We start from the raw sequence: 15,460 nt of genomic DNA on the forward strand, positions 1-15,460 counted from the left end.
TTTCTTTTATATTACTTAAACAAGATTAATAGAAACTAACAATATATCGATTAGCTTAACTCCAATAAATGGAATAATGACTCCTCCCATTCCATATATCAATAAGTTACGACTTAAGAGTTTTGTAGATTTCATCGGCAAATATTTTACACCTCTCATTGCTAGTGGTATGAGTAGCGGAATGATTACTGCATTAAAAATTAATGCTGACAGAATGGCACTTTGTGGTGTAGCTAAATTCATAATGTTAAGAGTACTCATTTGAGGGATAGTTAACATAAACATAGCAGGGATAATTGCGAAGTATTTCGCGATATCATTAGCTATACTGAATGTCGTCAGTGCCCCCCTAGTCATTAATAATTGCTTACCAATACCTACAATTTCAATTATTTTGGTAGGATCTGAATCTAAGTCCACCATATTAGCAGCATCTTTAGCAGCTATAGTACCGCTATTCATAGCCATTCCTACATCCGCTTGTGCTAGTGCCGGCGCGTCATTTGTTCCGTCTCCAGTCATTGCTACAAGCTTCCCTTCTGCTTGTTCCCGTTTTATAACAGCAATTTTATCTTCAGGCTTTGCCTCTGCGATAAATTCATCAACTCCAGCCTCTTTAGCTATGGTTGCAGCAGTCAATGGGTTATCTCCTGTACACATAATTGTTTTAATCCCCATTTTTCGTAGTTGATCAAAGCGCTCCTTCAATCCAACCTTAACAGTATCCTTTAGGTATATTAAACCCATTATTTTATTGTCTACTACTACAGCAAGTGGTGTTCCACCTTTGGATGCTATCAATTTTGTTTTATCATCTAAATCAGATGGAATAACGCCACCTTGCATGATTACATATTCTTTTACTGCATCTACAGCACCTTTACGTACTTTAAGTCCATTTTGAAAGTCTGTTCCGCTCATTCGAGCTTGTGCATTAAATTCAACCCCGAAAGATTCTTTCATATTTTGCTCTATCTCGATAAGCTCCAATTCTTTTGTTAGTTCAACAATCGAACGTCCTTCAGGTGTCTCATCATATAAAGAGCTAAGTAATGCCGCTTTTGTTAGTTCAACTGATTTAACATCTTCAACGGTTATAAATTCGGAAGCCATTCTATTCCCATAAGTAATTGTTCCGGTTTTATCCAAAATAATTGTATTAATGTCCCCAGCAGCTTCCACCGCTTTTCCTGATTTAGCTATCACATTGAATTTAGTTACACGATCCATTCCTGCAATCCCTATTGCAGACAAGAGTCCACCTATCGTGGTAGGAATTAAACAAACAAGCAACGCTACCAAAGTAGCGATTGGAATAGTAACCCCTACATAGCCTGAGATAGGCACTAAGGTAACACAAACGATTAAAAATATTAATGTTAAGCTCACCAAAATTATATTAAGAGCAATTTCATTAGGAGTTTTTTGTCGCTTAGCACCTTCTACTAAACTAATCATTCGGTCTAGAAATGATTCACCTGGATTAGAGGTTATGCGTATTGTAAGTTGATCACTAATAACCTTAGTTCCTCCAGTAACAGAACTAAAATCTCCTCCAGACTCTTTAATAATGGTAGCTGATTCACCTGTAATAGCTGACTCATCGACAGATGCTAAACCCTTTATAACTTCCCCATCACTTGGAATCAACTCCCCAGCTTCTACAAAAATTATGTCTCCTTTTTTTAAATCCTTAGAGCAGACATAACTATAGCTTCCGTCTTCTAACAAAACTCTTGCTTGTAAATCTTTTTGGGTTTTCTTTAGACTTTCGGCTTGTGCCTTACCTCTCCCCTCCGCTATACTTTCCGCAAAGTTTGCAAATAAAATTGTAATAAGCAATATAATACTTACAAATCCGTTATAATAAAAATCTGATTCTGCTCCAAAGAAAGATGGAAAGAACGTCATTATTATTGTCACTAAAAATCCTATCTCTACAACAAACATGACAGGGTTTTTCCTCATTGTTTTTGGATTCAACTTTCTAAGTGATTCGACAAAAGCCAGTTTAATCATCTCGTTTGTGAGCGCCGTGTTCCGTTCTGAATTCATAATGATACTCCTTTAATCTCTTTTTTCATTTCAATTTCACATGGTTAGAGCTTCGGCAATTGGTCCTAATGCTAGTACTGGGAAGAATGTTAATGCTCCAACAACCAATACAGTAGCTATTAGGAAAACTAAAAACGTGCTATTGTCAGTCCTAATAGTTCCTATTGTTTCAGGCACAGGCTTTTTAACCATTAGAGACGCAGCAACAGCAAGCATAGCAATCATAGAAAAGTAGCGACCGAATAACATTACCAAACCTGTTGAGATATTCCAAAAATCTGTGTTATCTCCTAAACCTTCAAAACCCGATCCGTTGTTTGCTGCAGATGAAGTAAATTCATATATCACTTGAGATATTCCATGAAAACTAGCATTCGAGATCGCTGAATTGCCCATTTCAGTTGTTAGCGCAATCGCAGATGGGACTAGAATGATTAAAGGATGAATAAGAATGGTAATTGCAATTAGTTTCATTTCTTTTGCATCAATCTTTCTTCCCAAAAATTCTGGAGTCCTGCCTACCATTAAACCAGCAATAAAGACAGCTAAAATTGCATACATAATAATGTTTACAAAGCCCACTCCATCTCCCCCGAAGATATTGTTTAACATCATTAACACTAGTGGCACAAAGCCACCGAGAGGCGTTAATGTATCATGCATATTATTTACAGACCCTGTAGTGGCAGCTGTTGTTACAGTTGTAAATAAAACACTTTGGGCAATTCCAAATCTGACTTCTTTACCTTCCATACTTCCTGCATCTTGCGACAGACCTATATTAGCTAAATCTTGGTTTCCATTAGACTCTTGAACATAAATTGTTACTAGCATTGCTAAGAAAATAATACTCATAGCACCAGTAAGCATCCAGCTTAGCTTCCGTTTTTTTGTCATATATCCAAAGGTAAAAGGAATCGCCATAGGTATTAATAACATCGAAAGCATGTGTATTACATTTGAAAATGGTGTCGGATTTTCAAATGGGTGAGCAGCGTTAACACCAAAGAATCCGCCACCATTAGTTCCCAAATGTTTAATAGATTCTAAGGATGCAACTGGTCCTCGAGATATTTGCTGTTGTCCCCCTTCAAGAGTTGTTGCAATTGCAGTTGGATCCAAGGTTTGTGGAACTCCTTGGCCTACCAATAAGAGACCTACTACTATTGCACTTGGTATGAAAATACGGGTAAGCGAACGAACTAAATCCACGTAAAAGTTTCCTAAGCTCTTATGACCTGAAATTCCTCTGATGAACGCGATACATAGGGCAAGACCTGTTGCCGGTGTCGTCATCATTAAGAAAGTAATCACTGTCATTTGAGAAAAGTATGATAGCCCACTTTCACCACTATAGTGCTGCAGATTAGTATTTGTTAGAAAACTAGAAATCGTATTGAATGATAATAATGCTTCCATCCCCTCTATTTCACTTGGGTTAAAGGGCAGAATCCCCTGTAGCCTCACAATCAAGTAACAGAGACCAAACATTACAAAGTTACTAATAAGTAAAGCTGTTGCGTATTGCTTCCAATTCATATGTGATTGACTAATACCAGATAATTTATATATAAAGTTTTCTATAGGATTGAACACTCGATCCAGTCTTGTTCTTTCAAGTGAAAAGCTTAAAGCAATATATTTACCCATCGGTATTGCGATTAATAACGCAATAGCCAAGACTAATGCGATTTGAAATAAATCCATTTCATTACCTCCATATACTTGAAAATTTAATATCTCTCAGGACGAATCAATGCATCCAGCAAATAAATTGAAGTTGCAATAGAAAAAACAAGTAAAATAATCATCGCTTTTCCCTTCCTTTCTCTTCAATTACTTTGTTGCAAAATGCTGTAAATCCAAAAAAAAGAGAAAATGAGAATATTATTAGAAAAATAGATACGACATCCATATAATTCTTCCTTTCTATAATTGCTTGTAGCTCATCCTTTAACTAACCTTCTTAAAAATCACATCTTTAAATTTCCCCCTTAACGGAATCAAGAAATTTCCTTCAGATTAATGCCATTGCCGAAAAATAAAGACAAAAAAAGACCAATGACTACTTTTTCCCCGACATGCTACTGTGCAAATATTCTTCAGACAAAATAGTGAAGTACAATCACATATTCTGACTTAGAAAAGTTTGCAGCAGTATACATTTTTAATGGAGAAAAAGTATCACTGGTCTACTTAGCGCCTAGCAAGCAAAAAGCCCTCTCTGCGTTCTGTCTTCCATGAAACCTTTTCAGTTATTATAGGCATTATAAAAAGACCTACTATTTATCAAGCTGCTTTTCTGCTTTAAAATCCTACAAAAAAGCCCCGTGAATTAATAAGGTGGTCTCATTGACCTCCTTCGCTTTAGCCGACGAAGTTAGCTGACGGGTAGGATGGCGAAAGAGTATCTCATCCTTTCTACAACTTGTAGAATTAACCCCAAAAAATTGGTTCCTCCGTTCCTGATTGCTCAGGATTAGACCGATATTCAAATTGGTTATGTTTGGATTTTACGACGTTATTTTTCCGAAGTAAATAATCCTTAAGTACTATTTATATTATTCTTTTCAAAAATAAAAAAGGTGAATCTAGTTTAACAACTCATATCATTGCTATCTCAACAGTAAATTGATTTAGTGTATGGCTTTCAGAAAATATCAGTTCGATAAAAAGGATTAAAAAATTTTCTTTACTTATTTATCCTCTTTACAGAAATTTTCCCAAGTAGTATGATAGTTTCAATTTCAACCTAAATCGCTGAATTCATTATTGAATCGGGGGACCCACCTGTTATTATCTAAAACTGGGGTGAATCCTTTCAAAGGGTAGGGTGACTCTGACCATCCGAATCCGACAGCTAACCCCGTAAGCGTTGTTGGAGAAAGAAGGTGAATAGAAAGTTCTTAGAAGACTGAAAGAAACACTTACTTCTAACTACGAAAAGGCTAAACTGTTAATACTTTCACTTTTACTATTTCAAATAGCCCGACAAAAGAACTGAAGCTATCTCTTAAGCTATATTAAAATTAATAAATTTTGTGGAATTAGCAGAGATTTTTTCAAGTTTAATAACTGAGATACTTATTCTCTTTTAGTTAGATATTAAATCTTACAATTCCATTTGGAGGCATTATGTCAAAAAAGAAACTAGAGGCTGATATCAGTTCAGCATTCATTAAGCTACAGCTTGATTTGATTGGAAAGGGACCTCAAGAGGCTAAAACATATATTATTAATGATATGTTAATCACCCGTTTTAAAGGAGTTCTAACAGTAGAGGAAAAACACCTCGTCAATCATACTACTGGAAGACGTCTTGTCAAACAAATGCGTACATTACTTCGCGAACAGTATAGTAAGGAATATGAAAAAATTGTAGAAGAGTATACTGGCTGCAAGGTTCTTTCCTCTCATTCGGATATAAGCACTAAGACTGGTGAAAGAATCGAGGTATTTATCCTTGAAAAAGATTTAGAGCAATTCCTTTTGGTAAATGAATGACAACAACCTATTAAAGTGAATACGCAACATTGCCTATAGGTACTAATTTTCTACTTTTTGATACGATTTGGAACAATACATTATCTGAAAACTATAGAGAGATGGTCGTTTTTCACGTTGCGACCATTCTCCTTTTTATATTATCTTATGACTTTTACTTGGCGTCACCTTCCTCCAACTGCAAAGTTTAATGACGGAGATTAATGGGACGATTGTATTTCAAAAAAAGCCTCGAAACCAGTGGTTCCGAGACGTTCATCTTTATATTCGAGCATTTATAAACTGTATGCTTCTTTCTGCTATCAACTCTTTATCAGTATCAAGCGTAGCAACATGATAGCTATTTTCTAATTCCACTATTTCTTTTCCGACAGAGGAGATTGCCTCGAATATTTGATGTGAGTTATCAGGTGGCACGACATGATCTTCTGTAGATTTAAATATCAAAGCTGGTGCCGTAATTTTAGAAAGATTATCTCTTACTAATCTAGACAGCAAAATGATATCAGACATTGACTTCACTGGTGTCTTCGAATACGCTAGTTCTTGTATTCCCTCTAGCTTAATATCCGACCCAATTCCATCAACAAACCTAGTTTCCTCTTTTGAAAGGACTTCATAATTTTCTATCATTTCCGGCATATAAATTGCAGCATTAACAGGCATAATCCCTTTGATTTCCTTGTGATTTTCTGCCAGGTATAAAGTAAGAGTACCACCCATAGATAATCCACAAACAAAGATATCAGTACAAGTTTCTTTCAGCTTGTTCAATCCTCTTTCCACATCTTTTATCCAATCTTCGTAGCTTGCTTGTTCCATATCCTCAGGAGCCGTACCATGGCCAGTGAGCCTTGGTCCAACAACAGTAAAACCAGCTTCCGCAAACCTTTCTCCTAAAAAACGCATACTTTGAGTTGTACCTGTAAAGCCATGAATAACTAAAACTCCAACGTGATTTCCCTCGAAGTAAAATTCCTCTGCATCCTTCAACACTTCATAATTCACTTTCCCATCCCCTTTTAAATTGTCATATTTACAAAACTATGTTTTATGCCATTATTCCTCTACCACATTTGTATATACTATAAACAATAAAAAGAAAGGGGTCTTTCATTCAAGCCACCCGTTTTCATTTGCTTTGTTAACAGCCTGCTGCCTGCTTTCCACCTGTAGCTTTTGGATAGAGGAGGACAAATAATTACGGACGGTGCCCTTTGTTAAAAATAATCTCCTCGTGATTTCTGATGTAGTTAGACCTTCTCTTACAAGGCGTAATACATCTATTTCTCGATCATTAAGCGGATTCTCTACTTTCATGAATAGTGTAGCAGCTAAGTCTCTGCTCACAACTTTCTCACCAGCTGCCACCTTCCGTATTGAATCTATTAAATAATCGATTGGCTCATCCTTCAATAGATATCCTGTAACATCACTATCAATAGCTTTTTGCAAATATCCAACTCGTGAAAAAGTTGTCACAATCATTACTTTGCTCGGAATTTGTTCCTCTTTAATTTTTCGTGCAAGCTCCAGACCTGTCATATGTGGCATTTCAATATCCAAAATACATACATCAGGTATTTTCTCCACGATCAATTCCCAGGCTTTCTGACCATCTTGAGCTTCTCCAACGACCTCTATATCAGTTTCAAATGCTATTAATGAAGAAAATGCTCCTAGGAGCATTTTTTGATCCTCTGCAATTACCACTCTTATCACTATGTATCCCCCTTACAAATGAATAGGTAATGTGATCGTTACCAAAGTGCCTCCCGAGGGAGCACCGTCTATAAACACGTCCCCCTGTAAAGAATTCATACGTTCCTTCATCGATACTAGACCATTGCCAAATTTCTTCATCTCTATTCCTATTCCATCGTCCTTTATGTGTACGCAGAATAACCTATCATTTATGCTTGTATGTATCTCACAACGTTTCGCTTGACTATGTCTAAGAATATTAGTTGTCGCTTCTCTTAAACAAAGAGATATCATAGTTTCTTCTACACTCGATAACAACTGCTGGAAATTATTATTATAGTGAACGATAATACCAGCGGATTTTAGCAATTCCTGTGTATGTTCTAGCTCACTTTCTAGAGATACAAATTTCATATCCGTCACTAATTCTCTCACTTGCTTCATAGCAGTCCTTGTGGTTGCTAAGATGTCGTTTAGCTCTCCCTTTACCTTGGTTTGTTCCGGCTCTACTAATTTCGAAGCAAGCTCAGTCTTCAGCTTGATCATCGTCAAAGTATGGCCGATTGTATCATGAAGATCTCTTGCAATTCGTTGCCTTTCTTCTTGTTGAACGAGTTGTTTATTTACTTCATTTAATTTTGTTTGTAGATTCGTTGTTTTTAAAAGAAAATATCGAAGTATTGGCAAGGCAAGCTGAATAATCATGAATGCCACTAATACAGCGAAATCTATACCACTGAGCTGCTCCTTCCAGAGAATAAGAAGAAACAGGGAGGCAACTCCTACTATTCCAAGCCCTATGTGAAGTTTAGACTTAGCTCTCCCTAACAAATCTGCAAACAAAAAACCAAAAGTAATAATTACTGAGCCTTCGTAAAGGCTTAATATTATAAGGAGGAAGTAACCTGCTAGCACAGCACATAGAAGGCGCCAATCCTTATTCCACAATGCAATATAATAGGAACAAATAATCGATAGGAGAAGGATTAGCTTCACCCCGTTATGCAAGTATGAATCAGATAGCATTACTACGGTAAAAAGAAAAACTATTGAGGCCACATCTATGATCAAGTATTTGGCAGCTTGATCCTTTGGATAAAATTTTATATTGATCACCTCAATTATTTAAGTTATTTAGAGACTATCGCTACCGCTTTTCTTCTCATCCACTCTAACGGTCCAGTGTGTAGCTTCCTTATACAAAAATAGGCAAATAGAAATTGAAATAGAGTAATACTGAGCCAAATTGTAATGATAGATAAACTTCCTAATTTCCCGCCTAATCCTAGACCCCAGCCATAAAATACAATAGAAGCTATGAGATTCTGTGATACATAGCAGCTTAGTGACATTTTCCCAACCTCTTCAAATCGAGACCAAAGCCACTCAAACTTTCTATATTCTATTAATATACCAAATAATCCTATATAGCCAAGAGACATAATTGGTGCGAATAAATAACGAACAGGTAAATCAAATGCTCCTCCTGGTATAAAAATAAGAAGATTTAACGGAACACCTATATACATCCCTATTTGAAACAGTTTTTTACGCTGACTTTTGCCCTTCTCTGTTTTTGAAAATACTCCTGAACGCATAAGGAATACTCCTAATAAAAACAAGCATATGTTCATCGGTACTATCAAAATAGCTTCTAATCTATAATAAACAAAATTAAATAAACGATTTTCAACCTGTTTTAGCCATGTACCACTTTCATAGAGTGCAGCTCCTTCATATGAACCTAAGGACATGTTTACGACCCCTACTAGGGCTCCCACTAAGATCAATAGAACAATTATCGCATGAAAACTACCAACTCCAATCATTATTTTTTTTATAAAGGTATCTCCTCTTTTTAGAACAAAAGCAACGATTAATCCAGTTATCGCATAGCTCATCAAAATGTCATATTCCATTACTAGAGTAAAATGAATAAACCCTTCTAATAGTAAAAACAATAAAGTCCATATATATACACCAGGCCAGGCATTACCCTTCCTGATTGCCTGCTGATATTTCATCTCTAATCCCACTCCAAACATAATCGTAAGTAATCCGAGAAGCTTCCCATTAACAATAAAGAGCACTACCATTCGTAAAAAGTCCTCTAATACCCACCATTCGGAAAAGTTAGCAGTCGTTATATAAGATAGGTCTCCCAAATAAGCAAAAATCCAAATATTAGTTCCCAGCGTTCCAAGCACTGCAAAGCCTCGGAGAATATCGATTAAGCGCAGTCTTTCACTTGTCATCAGAAATCCCTCTTTCATTTTAAGTATGAGCTCATGCCCCTAGATAAAATATAAAGAAAAACGACAGTAACTAACATTCACAGCAGTCAGGAGTATAAGATGACACATGTCATAAGGAGGTTTTACATGAAATGTTGGTTATGACTATTTATTTTTAGTAACAAAATCAGCATATTATACCGATATAATTATTGATTTATATTGGAGGTAAGCGAATACATATGAAAAATCTAATAATAGCTGCTTTAATATTTCCAGCTTTGTTAATAACAACTGCAACATTAGCAGAAGCATCAACAAAAGTGATGTGGGGAAAAACTGAATCACGAAATGGACAAATTGGTAAAGTGACTGTGTTATGTACAACACAGCTTTATCAGAAGGATAATGAAGGGATACTGAGACACAGTAATAGGCCTTTATATAAAGGGGAAGAGTTTAGAGTTCTTAAGTATGAAACTCCATCCAAACTTAAACTTGCTTTGTTAAAAACAATACTGTAGACGAGAAATCTAGTCTACCTAAAACTAAAATTGAAAGACTCCCTGTAGCTGAAGATATGTCTAATGCTCCAATATCGAATGGTCAGACTTCACCAATTTCTAACGAATTCACCGATAAATAGTTATATCAACAGTAACCTTACCCTTGGACTGCTAAACAACCTCCCAGCTATACCTGTAAGTTTCCACGGGAGGGAAGAAGTAAGGAAGTCAACGTTAGTTGTTATCTTTAGTTTTAGGGAGTCAAATGTTTCATATAAAAAGATAAGAAAACATTGTTCTGAAGTTTATCGATATCGAGACTCAGATCCGATTAGACTTCTACTTCCTGTAGAATGCATCTTCCCTTACCAAATGGAATACATAATGGCGTACCAAACAGCGGATCTTTTGTAATCTGACAATCCATACCAAACACATTTTTTACTAAAGGACAGCTTATAATATGCTCTGGTTTACCCTGAGCATATATTTCCCGGTCCTTAATCGCTACTATATTATCCGCATATCTGCATGCCAAATTGATATCATGTAGTACCATTACAATCGTTCGTTTCTCGTTTTCATTTAGTTCATAAAGCAAATCAAGAATTTCAATTTGATGTGTCATATCAAGATAAGTAGTTGGCTCATCCAGTAGGATAATATCTGTATCTTGAGCTAAAGTCATGGCAATCCATGCTCTTTGCCGTTGTCCCCCGGATAAAGAATCCACCGGTCGATCTTTGAGGTCTTCAATACCAGTTGCTTTTAAAGCATTTTTTACTTTTTCTTCATCTTCCTCTGTCCATTGTTTTAACCATGTTTGGTAAGGATATCTTCCTTGCTTCACTAACTGTAGAACCGTTAATCCCTCAGGCGCAATTGGCGATTGTGGAAGAATAGACATTTGTTTAGCAACATCCTTAGTGGACATTTTAGATATTGCACTACCTTCAAGCAATACTGCGCCATTTTTTGGCTTTAACAAACGAGCAATTGAACGAAGAAGTGTTGATTTCCCACACCCGTTTCCACCGATGAAAACAGTAATTTCCCCTTTTGCTATTTGAAGATTTAAATCATCTATAATAATACTTTCCCCATAAGAAAGGGTTAAATTTTGTGTCTCAATCACTTGTTTCATTTCAATACACTCCTTCACATTTAAGCATTCCTAGTTTTAAACAATAAGTAAATAAAATAAGGTGCTCCTATTCCTGCCGTAAATACACCTGCAGGAATTTCCAAGGGAGAAAACATCGTTCTTCCAATCAGATCAGCCAGCATGACTAGGATTCCACCTATTAAAGCAGATACAGGCAAAAGTGCTCCAAATGAAGAGCCTACTAACCTTCTTGCCATATGTGGAGCCATCAAACCGACGAAACCAATACCACCTGCAAAAGCTACAGCCCCTCCTACAAGAGCAGTACTTATTAATAATAGAACGAAACGGTGGCGTTGAATGCGTCCCCCTACTCCAGTAGCTATGTCATCTCCAAGCTCTAAAATATTTATATTTTTAACCATAAAAAAAGCAATAGCTATAAAAATAATCGTCCATGGAACTAATATAGCAACATTATTCCAACTAGAACCATAAACTGTGCCAGTTATCCATATATTCGCCTGACTTGCTCTATAAATCGGTCCCATAATCATCATCAATGTAGTTAATGCTTGCATGAGCGCAGATATCCCTATACCGATAAGTACTATTCTTATAGGTGATACGCCATTTTTCCACGCAAGAAAATATACAAGTAGTGCAATGACCACTGCGCCAACAAACGCTGCGAGAGGTAACCATTTAATACTTACTGTCAGAGAATTATTTGTATCACTGAATAAAGTTAAAAAACTAACAACGGCCACAGATGCACCGCCTGTTATCCCTAAAATATCAGGCGATGCCAAAGGATTTCGAATCATCCCTTGAAGGATGCCACCAGCTACCGCTAAAGCAATCCCCACCATTAATGCGACAATAATTCTAGGCAAACGAAAGGATTGAACTACAAGTTGTTCCAAATCGCTTCCACCACCAAAAAAAACACTCAGAACGGTTAAGGGGCTTAATTTCATATCACCTAAACCTGTGCTTACGATAAAAACAATTCCTGTAATTACTAGGAGACTCATTAATATGAATATAGCTTTTTTATCTAATAGAAAGGATACTTTTCCTTTAAACACTCTAAAATTTTTATATTGATTCATCGTGCATTAAACCCCTTTCTTGCAATGTAAATGAAGAATGGAGTCCCTATGATAGCAGTCATAACTCCTACTGGAACTTCTTGAGGCATGATGATATATCTGGCGAATATATCTGCAACCAACAACAAAATTCCTCCTAGAAGACCTGAAAAAGGTATAAGCCAACGATGATCGATACCAACGATATATCTAGTTAGATGGGGAATAACAATTCCAATAAAGCCAATTGGTCCAGCGATAGCTACAGATCCTCCAGCTAAGAGTATAACGATAATAGCAACTATTATTTTTAAAAATCCAGTGTTTACTCCTAGACCTTTGGCAACATCTTCTCCCATAGATAAAACATTCATTTTAGAAGCTATAATAAAAGATCCTATCCAACCTAACAGTAAATATGGAAAAACATTTAATAAAATTTCCATCTTTCTACCTTCAACTGATCCAGCTAACCAAAATAACACCTGCTCAAAAGCAGCCTCATTAATGACAAGAAATCCTTGGGTAAAAGAAGCAAACATAGCTGACATAGCTGCTCCAGCTAAAGTTAACTTCATTGGTGTAAGTCCTTCTCTTCCTGCAGAACCGATTGTATATACTGCAATTGCTGCCACAGCAGCTCCTGAAAAAGAAATCCAAGCGAATGCTTGAAGATTAGTTACTGAGAAAAGAGTTACTGCTAAAACTACTGCAAACCCTGCTCCAGCGTTAATGCCAAAAATCCCAGGCGATGCAAGCGGATTTTTCGTTAGAGTTTGCATTAAAACGCCAGAAATAGCTAAGCTACTTCCAACAGCTGCAGCGATTAGAGCTCTTGGGAGTCTAACTGTTTCAATTACAATATGTTCGTTTGAACCATTATTATTTTGAAAAGCATCTAGCACCATTTTCCAAGATGTCTGTGTATATCCATAAATAACACTTGCACACATTAAGAAGACTAGTATAGAAATGACAATAATTAGTCCCACTAGTCTTTGTCCGTTCGTTTTTAATAACATAAAAGTAACCTTTCTATTATCCGTAAATTTACACTATTTACCTCTAGTCTATTGCATGTTATATAGAGTGTCAATGAGTTTGAGAATCATTTTCATTTTCATATTGACATAAGTTTACAAGAGAACTATTATAAGGTTTGTATTGAAAATGATTATCATTAATATTTAACTTTAGGAGGTAAGCTAATTGAATAAAATAAAACCTTTTTTCGCTATTATTTCTATATTTTCTTTATTGCTATTAGCAGCTTGTGGACAAAAAGAAGATACTACAACAGGTGAAAAACAAGACGACACTAGCTACACAGTAGAACATGCAATGGGTAGTACTACACTCAAAAAAACACCTGAAAAGATTGTAATTCTTACTAACGAAGGCACAGAAGCCCTGCTCTCTTTAGGAGTGAAACCAGTTGGCGCTGTTCAATCTTGGCTTGGAGATCCTTGGTACGACCACATCAGTGACGAGATGAAAGACGTAGAAGTTGTAGGAGTAGAGCAAGAGGTAAATTTAGAAAAGATAGCAGCATTAAAACCTGATTTAATTATAGGTACCAAAGTTCGTCAAGAAGCTGTATACGATCAACTAAGTGCAATTGCCCCAACTGTATTTTCTGATACATTACGAGGCGATTGGAAAGAAAACTTTAAATTATATGCTAAAGCGTTAAACCTTGAAGAAAAAGGAAATGAAGTATTAAGTCAATTTGACGCACATCTAGATGAAGTAAAACAGAGTCTTGGGGATAAAACTGATCAAGAAATTTCTATTGTACGCTTCATGGCTGGCCAATCTAGAATTTATTATACTGATTCTTTCTCCGGCGTAATTTTTGAAGATTTAGGATTTAAACGTGCTTCCCAGCAAACCGAACTTTTTACTACTGATAACAAGCTTGGGAATTTAGCTATAGAAGTAGGCAAAGAAGTTATTCCTAAAATGGATGGGGACGTATTATTCTACTTCACATATGCACCACAAGGTGATAAAGCTGCCCTAGATACCGCAAAGGAATGGACGAACGATCCCCTTTGGAAAAATTTAAATGCTGTTAAAAGCGGAAATGTTCATGAAGTAAGTGATGCTATTTGGAATACAGCAGGTGGAGTTTTAGCAGCTAATATTATGTTAGATGAAATCGAAGAGATTTTTAATAAATAAAAGAATATAAATGTAAAAAACTAGACAATCTTGGTTGTCTAGTTTTTTTTACAAAGCTTTACCACTTTAGTAGCTATTCTTGTGTTAGTGTCCTAGTGTCCTAAATTTATTCTTTAAACATCCCTTCAATATTATTAAGCTCTATTCGATCTTCCTCCCTTCGATAATCGCTATAATCATTTTCCTCCGTTATCTTTATCAAACCTTTTTGAAAAAAAGATAATAAACGCATAGCTTCATTAATAACCTTGGGCTTAATACTATTAAGTAGTTCTCTTTTACGGTCAAATTCATTTTTATCCCATTCATCTTTATGTTCTACCTTGGGAATGGCATCAATTCCAGTAATATAGGTAAGACCTAAATATCGTAGAAATGTGTATCCACTACAATAATCCTCATATAATTGTTCTAAAATATCTACTAAGTCATTCTTTTCTTTTATTATGCTTTCCAAGAGTGACATGATTCGTTCCTGTTCAAATGCATAAAACGGAATTTTCGTCTCGATAAGATTCATTAATTCATTTTTTATGTATTTCTTTCTATAATTCAAATCAAGTAAATTAAAGTAAAAATTAGAGCCATAAATACTTTCTATTTCTTTTGTTTTATAAAGCCATTCTTCAAATTCAGATACAGTAATATATCCTTTATAGATCCTATAAAACTGCTTTTGTATATTAAATTCATTATTCATTCTTAAACTTAAACTCCTTAATTTGCTGTAACCTCTTTAGTTAAGTTATAAAAAAGAGCAATATATAATAGCTCACAATATAAAGTTGCCCTTTCTTTAATAAATGGACGATATATTTCTACAGTGTTTTTCCAGCTCACTCAACGTGTATAGTGTAGTAATTGGGAATTCACTTGAAGTTTCTTTTGAATACGTTAAATGAATTACCGCATACTTATTTAGCTCATCTATCCAAAATATCACATCATCATTATCGGTTCTTCGAGCTACTGCTACAGCAAATTTTCCATAGAGTTGGTGGCTTGGCGAAAGTTCTTTTGTTAACTCCTTATTTAAATTTTCCGACATACTTTTTGGCATTAACCACCATGGGT

General features: G+C 35.7%; 14 protein-coding genes and 2 riboswitches. Of the genes, 3 read left to right on the top strand and 11 right to left on the bottom strand.

The genetic code is table 11. From position 1 onward, the window contains the following. Positions 1 to 15: 15 nt before the first annotated feature. The gene (gene kdpB / locus MKY94_RS13790) at positions 16 to 2,055 is read right to left on the bottom strand and encodes a potassium-transporting ATPase subunit KdpB (protein ID WP_144535330.1); all 2,040 of its coding nucleotides are present in this window, start codon (positions 2,053 to 2,055) and stop codon (positions 16 to 18) included. A 36-nt stretch (positions 2,056 to 2,091) separates the two neighbouring features. After that, positions 2,092 to 3,762: a potassium-transporting ATPase subunit KdpA gene (gene kdpA, locus MKY94_RS13795; RefSeq protein ID WP_151113518.1), complete on the bottom strand. Its 1,671-nt coding sequence runs from the start codon at positions 3,760 to 3,762 to the stop codon at positions 2,092 to 2,094. 647 nt (positions 3,763 to 4,409) lie between these two features. Continuing rightward, positions 4,410 to 4,551, bottom strand: a riboswitch (cyclic di-AMP (ydaO/yuaA leader). A gap of 252 nt (positions 4,552 to 4,803) precedes the next feature. Then, positions 4,804 to 4,945: riboswitch (cyclic di-AMP (ydaO/yuaA leader) on the top strand. A 245-nt stretch (positions 4,946 to 5,190) separates the two neighbouring features. Here kdpA and MKY94_RS13800 point away from each other — a divergent pair. Next, positions 5,191 to 5,559 (top strand): DUF2294 domain-containing protein, encoded by a 369-nt coding sequence (locus tag MKY94_RS13800; RefSeq protein WP_144535326.1) that lies wholly within the window; start codon positions 5,191 to 5,193, stop codon positions 5,557 to 5,559. 261 nt (positions 5,560 to 5,820) lie between these two features. Here MKY94_RS13800 and MKY94_RS13805 read toward each other — a convergent pair whose 3' ends face one another. From MKY94_RS13805 to MKY94_RS13820, 4 genes are all read right to left on the bottom strand, one after another. Beyond that, on the bottom strand, positions 5,821 to 6,567 hold the full coding sequence (locus MKY94_RS13805; protein ID WP_154310345.1) for an alpha/beta fold hydrolase: 747 nt from the start codon (positions 6,565 to 6,567) through the stop codon (positions 5,821 to 5,823). Between the two features lie 105 nt (positions 6,568 to 6,672). After that, positions 6,673 to 7,281, bottom strand: coding sequence for a response regulator transcription factor (locus MKY94_RS13810; RefSeq protein WP_154310343.1), 609 nt, complete (start codon positions 7,279 to 7,281; stop codon positions 6,673 to 6,675). Between the two features lie 12 nt (positions 7,282 to 7,293). Then, positions 7,294 to 8,379, bottom strand: coding sequence for a sensor histidine kinase (locus MKY94_RS13815; protein WP_342577233.1), 1,086 nt, complete (start codon positions 8,377 to 8,379; stop codon positions 7,294 to 7,296). Positions 8,380 to 8,393: 14 nt separating this feature from the next. Beyond that, on the bottom strand, positions 8,394 to 9,518 hold the full coding sequence (locus MKY94_RS13820) for a DUF418 domain-containing protein (protein WP_342577234.1): 1,125 nt from the start codon (positions 9,516 to 9,518) through the stop codon (positions 8,394 to 8,396). A gap of 221 nt (positions 9,519 to 9,739) precedes the next feature. Between MKY94_RS13820 and MKY94_RS13825 the strand changes: the two genes are divergently transcribed. Then, a complete protein-coding gene (locus MKY94_RS13825; protein WP_342577235.1) occupies positions 9,740 to 10,021 on the top strand; it encodes a hypothetical protein in 282 nt (93 codons plus the stop codon). Between the two features lie 313 nt (positions 10,022 to 10,334). On the opposite strand, the gene MKY94_RS13830 is transcribed toward MKY94_RS13825, so the two are convergent. Genes MKY94_RS13830 through MKY94_RS13840 form a run of 3 tightly spaced genes read right to left on the bottom strand, consistent with a single transcriptional unit; the run spans position 10,335 to position 13,224 of the window. Next, positions 10,335 to 11,147, bottom strand: a complete 813-nt coding sequence (locus MKY94_RS13830) for an ABC transporter ATP-binding protein (protein WP_151113506.1) — start codon at positions 11,145 to 11,147, stop codon at positions 10,335 to 10,337. A gap of 20 nt (positions 11,148 to 11,167) precedes the next feature. Further along, the gene (locus MKY94_RS13835; protein WP_151113504.1) at positions 11,168 to 12,223 is read right to left on the bottom strand and encodes an iron ABC transporter permease; all 1,056 of its coding nucleotides are present in this window, start codon (positions 12,221 to 12,223) and stop codon (positions 11,168 to 11,170) included. Next, positions 12,220 to 13,224, bottom strand: coding sequence for an iron ABC transporter permease (locus MKY94_RS13840; protein WP_154310336.1), 1,005 nt, complete (start codon positions 13,222 to 13,224; stop codon positions 12,220 to 12,222). Before MKY94_RS13840 ends, MKY94_RS13835 begins: the two co-directional genes overlap by 4 nt. 187 nt (positions 13,225 to 13,411) lie before the next feature. Here MKY94_RS13840 and MKY94_RS13845 point away from each other — a divergent pair, with 187 nt between their 5' ends. Next, on the top strand, positions 13,412 to 14,386 hold the full coding sequence (locus MKY94_RS13845) for an iron-siderophore ABC transporter substrate-binding protein (RefSeq protein ID WP_191963838.1): 975 nt from the start codon (positions 13,412 to 13,414) through the stop codon (positions 14,384 to 14,386). 106 nt (positions 14,387 to 14,492) lie between these two features. Here MKY94_RS13845 and MKY94_RS13850 read toward each other — a convergent pair whose 3' ends face one another. Further along, positions 14,493 to 15,086 carry a hypothetical protein gene (locus tag MKY94_RS13850; RefSeq protein WP_151113501.1) on the bottom strand — a complete coding sequence of 198 codons (594 nt, stop codon included), beginning with the start codon at positions 15,084 to 15,086 and terminating at the stop codon, positions 14,493 to 14,495. 96 nt (positions 15,087 to 15,182) lie between these two features. Continuing rightward, positions 15,183 to 15,446 carry a hypothetical protein gene (locus MKY94_RS13855; RefSeq protein ID WP_342577236.1) on the bottom strand — a complete coding sequence of 88 codons (264 nt, stop codon included), beginning with the start codon at positions 15,444 to 15,446 and terminating at the stop codon, positions 15,183 to 15,185. Positions 15,447 to 15,460: the final 14 nt, after the last annotated feature.

It is taken from the genome of Psychrobacillus sp. FSL K6-2843 (assembly GCF_038626375.1).
Classification (GTDB): domain Bacteria; phylum Bacillota; class Bacilli; order Bacillales_A; family Planococcaceae; genus Psychrobacillus; species Psychrobacillus faecigallinarum.

Bases quoted from the DNA above. Each gene is read 5' to 3' on its own strand.
- kdpB (WP_144535330.1), bottom strand. From the start codon at position 2,055: ATGAATTCAGAACGGAACACGGCGCTCACAAACGAGATGATTAAACTG.
- kdpA (WP_151113518.1), bottom strand. From the start codon at position 3,762: ATGGATTTATTTCAAATCGCATTAGTCTTGGCTATTGCGTTATTAATC.
- MKY94_RS13800 (WP_144535326.1), top strand. From the start codon at position 5,191: ATGTCAAAAAAGAAACTAGAGGCTGATATCAGTTCAGCATTCATTAAG.
- MKY94_RS13820 (WP_342577234.1), bottom strand. From the start codon at position 9,518: ATGACAAGTGAAAGACTGCGCTTAATCGATATTCTCCGAGGCTTTGCA.
- MKY94_RS13825 (WP_342577235.1), top strand. From the start codon at position 9,740: ATGAAAAATCTAATAATAGCTGCTTTAATATTTCCAGCTTTGTTAATA.
- MKY94_RS13830 (WP_151113506.1), bottom strand. From the start codon at position 11,147: ATGAAACAAGTGATTGAGACACAAAATTTAACCCTTTCTTATGGGGAA.
- MKY94_RS13835 (WP_151113504.1), bottom strand. From the start codon at position 12,223: ATGAATCAATATAAAAATTTTAGAGTGTTTAAAGGAAAAGTATCCTTT.
- MKY94_RS13840 (WP_154310336.1), bottom strand. From the start codon at position 13,224: ATGTTATTAAAAACGAACGGACAAAGACTAGTGGGACTAATTATTGTC.
- MKY94_RS13850 (WP_151113501.1), bottom strand. From the start codon at position 15,086: ATGAATAATGAATTTAATATACAAAAGCAGTTTTATAGGATCTATAAA.
- MKY94_RS13855 (WP_342577236.1), bottom strand. From the start codon at position 15,446: ATGCCAAAAAGTATGTCGGAAAATTTAAATAAGGAGTTAACAAAAGAA.